Annotated in this window: 1 protein-coding gene and 1 pseudogene; one reads left to right on the forward strand and one right to left on the reverse strand. The window is 42.2% G+C overall.

The features are described from left to right. On the forward strand, positions 1-2013 hold a 2013-nt coding region (locus ACED45_RS20185; RefSeq protein WP_371714866.1), incomplete at its 5' end, for a M9 family metallopeptidase. Positions 2014-2493: 480 nt separating this feature from the next. Here ACED45_RS20185 and ACED45_RS20190 read toward each other — a convergent pair. Further along, positions 2494-3514: pseudogene (locus tag ACED45_RS20190) on the reverse strand (IS3 family transposase); the annotation flags it as partial. Between the last annotated feature and the right edge of the window lie 693 nt (positions 3515-4207).

The raw sequence follows: 4207 nt of genomic DNA on the forward strand, positions 1-4207 counted from the left end.
GACAGCAATGCTCACACTGCACTGTTCCCATATTCAGGTGAGTGCGAAACGCCGCAGCTTCTTACTAATTTGGCAAAGGTAGATTCACAAGTCGCCAATGGAACTTATGAGTGTATGAACTCGTGGTTTTCACCGTCTAAGCAACAAGCAGACCAGCTATTCTCCGAAACGGTCATGCGAAAAATCACTCAGTCGCTTGAAAAAGTAATCAACCAATATCAGGGGAAGGAGCAACAGGCACAGAATATCTATTACCTTGCCGAATTCATCAAAGCGGCTTATAAAAACCGTCACGATACCTATGCTCGTGACCTAGCTCCTTTTCCTAATGAAATGGGATTGTCAATCGCTCATGTAGCCCAACTATTCTTGCGCTCTCATTACTCATTAAGTGAAGGTCAAACACAGCAACAAGCTCTTGGTTCTATGTTGATCATCGTCGATAGCGTTCGTCAACTTTCAATAGCTGCTCCCGATGTTTTTGCGCTACTAGATACTTTCACCGCAGAAAGAGGCGAAAGCTACTACTACCGTACAGCCATCAATAATATTTTCATAGCCATGGCCGGGCACTCACAAAAAGAAGCCTTCTACGATCTTATCGAATCTGATCCGATCTATATCAATAAGCTCCGAGCATTTATTCTTAACAATGAATGGGCAATTGGTACAAACTCTGAAGCTTTACTCGGTAACGCAGCGCGAGAACTGGCTCGCTTGATCAAAACTGATGATGAGCAAACTAAACAGCTTGTGACTCAAACCTTAGAAGAATTGCTACACAACTATCCGCTCGGTGGTAAATCAGATCGCGTGTGGGTCGGGATTGCTGAAATGGTCAGCGATTATGCTCCCGAAAGGCTAAATCGCCTCACTTTAGATAATTCAAAAGAAAGGCTGAAACAACGGGTTGTACCTTTCAGCTATAACTGTGCAGGCCCGGCTCAAATTCTGGCGCAAAAGATGACCAATGAACAAGCGCAAACCAGCTGTCAGACACTTAATGATAAAGAAGACGATTTCCATAACGTTGCAAACACAGGCCATCAGCCTGTTTCTGATGACTACAGCGAAACCGTTGATGTTATCGTCTTCAACACCAAAGACGACTACTCCACTTACTCGAGCTTTTTGTTTGGCAATACCACCAACAACGGCGGTCAGTTCCTTGAGCGCACCCCTTCACAACCAGGCAACACTCCTCGATTCGTCGCGTATCAAAATGGATGGGATGATAATTTTTCGATTTTAAACCTAGAGCACGAGTATATTCACTACCTCGATGGACGCTTTAACCAATACGGTGATTTCCATACCACAATGCGAGAAGGTAGCATTGTATGGTGGCTTGAGGGCTTTGCCGAATATATGCACTATAAGGAAAATTACTTTGCCGCACTGTCTCTCGGTAAAGACAAAACGTACTCGCTGCAGGAGGTATTTACCACAAATTACAGTGACGGCTTAAACCGAGTTTATCGCTGGGGATACCTAGGCGTGCGCTTTATGTTAGAAAAACACCCGCAAGAAACAACAGAGTTGCTCGGTTACGCTCGTAATGGTGAATACAAACAATGGGTTGCACGTCTAAACGACTTTGGACCAATATACGATCAAGAGTTCCAGTTATGGCTAGACGAAGTAACGAAAGATATTAATGATAGCGATATTTCCAAACCTAAACTTCAAGAAAAACCCAAGCTACTGGCTTTAAATAGTAGCGTTGCTGTAGAAGGCGAGAAACTTTCTGAAAAATTATTCTACATTGAAGTACCTAATGGATTAACGAATGTCGATATATCAATATCAGGTAATGGGGATGCCGATTTGTATGCTTGTTACGACAAAATTTGTCATTATCATGATTACGAATGGACTAACTTTACACAAGGTAGCAATGAACGTATTTCGATACCAAAAGGTGGTGATGGTTTCATTCCTGCTGGTAGCTATTACATCAGTATTAGTGGCCGTGAAGCATTTGATGTCGAACTGCAAGCGTCTTCCCACTGAGCTGAGTAAAAACGCTTGCCGTTAACTCCAACAACAAAGCAGAGGTTCCGCCTCTGCTTTGTTATATAAGCAGATTCAACAATACATCAAGTATTTGCAGGAGACCCGACAGGTCAGAAGCCAGTAACAGTTAATACTTTCTAACATATCCGATACCTTGTGAGAACTATTGGCAGCCGCCAGTGAATATTGCTGAATCGCCGATTGAGTCATCCCAAAAACTTCGCCAATATTTGGATCATAAAAATTAATTTTACCTTTTCTTCACATAGGCATCGCTATCGCATGTGAACCACTAGACACATAATAATAGTGCCCTTCTTTAAGAGAAGAGTAAGCATTATTGAATGGATAGTTACTTGTATAAACTTTCCCTAGCCACGTACCTGTTAATGCAAAAGTTAACTTGTAGTGGTCAAAAAGTTCCGGACTCTGGTTTAAATCGATTGTAGGAACAGCTGGTGGCTTTCCTTACTGATCCTCATATTGGATTGCTTCAACTTTCAGTGAATGGAAGAAGCTCTCAACACATGCGTATCCCAACAGTTCCCTTTTCTACTCATACTTTGTTTTAAGTTATAAGTTATAAGTGCTTATGAGGTCTCGATAGTCTTTCGAGCAGTACTGACTACCTCGATCGCTATGAGTTATAACCTGCTCAGGGAACCCTCGACGGAATAAAGCCATCGATAAGGCATCACAAACCAGTGAGGCCTTCATTCTCGTATCCATAGACCAATTACTTGCCTTGAATAAAGGTCAATAATGACAGCTAAGTACAACCAGCCTTCGCTTGTGGCAACATAGGTGATGTCTCCTGCCCATTTTTGATTCGGAGCCGTCGCGTTAAAATCTTGAGCGAGCAAGTTCGGAGCAACGGGCATTTTATGCTGACTGTCCGTTGTACACTTAAACTTGCGCGCTGCTTTCGCTACTAAATCCTGACGTTTCATACTGGCGGCAATGGTCTTAACATTATGGTTATCACCGCTCTCTGCCGGTTCTTTCTGAATACGTCTTGAACCATCTCGTTCTTTGCTAACGTCAAAGGCTTCTTTTACCTTGGTATCAAGCTTTTGGCGCTCTTTCTCACGTTGAATCGCCTTGTGGCGGCTCTCAACCCAATAATAAAACCCACTCCGAGAAACTCTGAACACCTTAGCCATACGGGAAATACTGAAACTCAGCAGGTGTTCGAGCATAAATTCATAACAATTTACTTTAGATTTTTCGCGAAGTAGTTGGTGGCCTTTTTTACGATTTCTAGCTCTTCTGCTTGCTCTGCTAACTGCCTTTTTAGCTTAGCGACTTCAACGGCCAATTCTTGTTCTCGTTGGCTAATATTAGAATTCTTCTTTGTGGCTTTTCGCCAACCATAGATCTGAGATTCATGTAACGAGAGCTGTCTTGCAGCTGTAGCGACTCCCACTTTCTCTGCCAGCTTCAGGGTTTCGGCTTTAAATTCAGGATAATGGATAATACGTTTCTTCTTGCTTGTCATGGTTCACCTCATTAGTGATTGTACTCACTTAACTCAGTGTCCAAAACTGCTGGTGCGGATCATAAGTTCTCGTTGATTTAATAGTGGTTCGGCTTTATCTCCAACTTTGAAAATGAAAGAAGAGATAAAGGATCATTTTCATAACATGGTGACAGTCATAAAAGGCTGTCGAATTGCCCTTGTCTACATTGTTTCTCTGACCCGTCTTTGTCTTCACTTGCGATAATTCATTTACCGTACTGTATATATCAATAATGGCGGTATTAGGGGGCAAATACAGTCAAATATAACGCAATCTTAATAATACTTGCGAAGGAAATGGAATTTTTGGCTAACGAAAGCTTCACTAATAGCGCAGATCACCACAACTTATTTTGCAATATCTTTGGTTGTTGGCATTTAGCTAAAGTAGCAGCGCCAATTATTGTAGATAACAAGGGACATCATCATATTGATACCGATTGAATACGTAATTGCGGCCATTCCAACGCATGACAGGAAAACAAAAACCCGGGCCGCCTATCTCGATATCCGGCCAACCGTGAGGTTCCTGAGTAATTATAAAATTCGGTATTCCAACTCCACTGGTGATTAGCTTCCAACGACTATTGTTCCATTTACTGACGAGAGTATAGTGACAGGGCGGGATCGCACTTTGTTAACAGATATGATCTAATAGCTCCAAACCCATAT

It is taken from the genome of Vibrio crassostreae (assembly GCF_041439375.1).
Taxonomy (GTDB): domain Bacteria; phylum Pseudomonadota; class Gammaproteobacteria; order Enterobacterales; family Vibrionaceae; genus Vibrio; species Vibrio crassostreae_D.